Here is a 1,841-nt window from a genome sequence, read left to right as displayed (position 1 = left end):
CTGCCGATCCCGCCTATGACAGCGGCGGTGAAGGCCTTGAGCCCCATGATGAAGCCCATGAAAAAATGGACACTGCCATAATAGGCGCCGGCCATGACCCCACCGCCGGCAGCGAGCGCCGAGCCCATGAAAAACGTCAAGGCGATCACCCGGTCGACATCGATGCCCATCAGGCGGCTCGCCCCCATGTCGATGGACACGGCGCGCATCGCCTTGCCGTACATGGTGCGGGAGACAAAGGCCTGCATGCCTGCCATAAGAGCAATGGAGGCGGCCACCAGAACCATCTGCGTGTAGGTGATATGAACGGTGGAAATGTCGACACCGGCAAAACCGAGGTCGGTGTTGAAGGCGTAATGCCGCCCGCCGGTCAGGGCGAGTGCCGTGCCGTTCAACACCATCGAGGCACCAAGCGCCGTGATGAGGATGGAGAGGCGCGGCGCATTGCGCATCGGCCGATAGGCGAAGCGTTCGATGATGACGCCGAGCAAGCCGACAGCCAGCATCGACACAAGCAGGGCGCAGACCACGCCCAGCCAGCCATTGCCGACCCATATGCCGACAAAGGAGAACACGATGAGGCCGACGAAGGCGCCGTTCATGTAGATGTCGCCATGGGCGAAATTCAGGAGCTTGATGACGCCGAAGACCATGCTGTAGCCAAGCGCGATCAGGGCATAGAACGAGCCGACGATAAGACCGTTCACCAGTTGCTGAATAAGCAGGTCGAGCGTCATTGATGCTCCAGGGCAGAATTGAAAAAGTCTTGTCTGGGCGCAGCGTCGGCGCACCAGACAATCGGCGGTGACGCCGAGGCCGCCACAAGGCCTGCCTCGGCATCAATCCGGTTGGCCTTTATTCGACAGCCACCCACTTGCCGCCCTTTGCAATCACCGGGCGGAAGTTCGAGGTCTGGAGCGTGTTCTTGTCGGTGAACTTGATTTCACCGGCGAGGCCCTTGAAATCGCTGGCCTTGAGCGCCTCGATGATCGCCTTCTGATCCGCCGACTTGGCCCGCGTGATCGCATCGACGATCAGGTCGCCCACATCGTGGGAGAGCGCCGCATAGGCGCCGGCGTCGCGGCCATAGGTTTCCTTGTACTTGGCCTTGAAGTCGGCGGCGCCGGACAAGAGGTCGACAGTCGGCGGAGACAACAGGTACACGCCCTCACCGGCCGACCCGGCGATCTCCAGATATTCCGGTGAATTGTTGCCGTCGCCCAGCACGATGCCGCCCTGGAACCCGGCCTGCCGGAGTTGCTTGGTGAGCAGAGCGCCACCGGCATGGTAGGCGGTCCAGAAGACAGCATCGGCGCCGCTCGACTTGATCTTGGTGACGACCGCCGAATAGTCCTGCTCGCCGGCCGTGGTGGTCTCCTTGGCGGCAATTTCGCCGCCAGCGCTCTTGAAAGCTTCGGCGGTCAACTTGGCTAGGTCGGATGAATAGGCATCGCCTTCGTCCACGAACGCGAACTTCTTGTAGCCATTCTTCTTGAAGAGTTCGACGGCTGTCGTCGCCTGCATGTCGCCGGTCGAATTGGCGAGGAAGGCATTGCCCTGATTGGCGGCGACCAGCTTGGTCGAGTTCGCTCCGATGATGACGAACGGAATGCCGGCGTCACCATAGATCTTCAATGTCGGCAAGACGGCGCCCGAGCAGTAGCCGCCGACGATGGCGGTCACGCCTTCCGAGACAAGCTTGCTGCCTGCGGTCACCGCCTGTTGCGGATCGCAGGCGTCGTCGGCGGTGGTGGTAGTGATCTTGTCGCCGTTGACGCCGCCCTTGGCGTTGACGGCATCGATCGCCATCTTCACGGCGTTCTCCATATCCTGCCCTTCAC

General features: G+C 61.6%; 2 protein-coding genes. Both read right to left on the bottom strand.

Annotated features, from left to right (window positions below; translation table 11 throughout):
* The coding region (locus EN906_RS32715; protein WP_164777552.1) for a branched-chain amino acid ABC transporter permease at nt 1-737 on the bottom strand (737 nt) is incomplete at its 3' end.
* Nucleotides 738-855: 118 nt separating this feature from the next.
* Nucleotides 856-1,841, bottom strand: a 986-nt coding sequence (locus tag EN906_RS32710) for a branched-chain amino acid ABC transporter substrate-binding protein (RefSeq protein WP_164777551.1), incomplete at its 5' end; no start/stop codon positions are given.

The organism is Mesorhizobium sp. M7A.F.Ca.CA.004.06.1.1 (assembly GCF_003999135.1).
In the GTDB taxonomy this organism is placed as follows: domain Bacteria; phylum Pseudomonadota; class Alphaproteobacteria; order Rhizobiales; family Rhizobiaceae; genus Mesorhizobium.
This window is presented reverse-complemented; position numbering and strand designations above follow the sequence as displayed.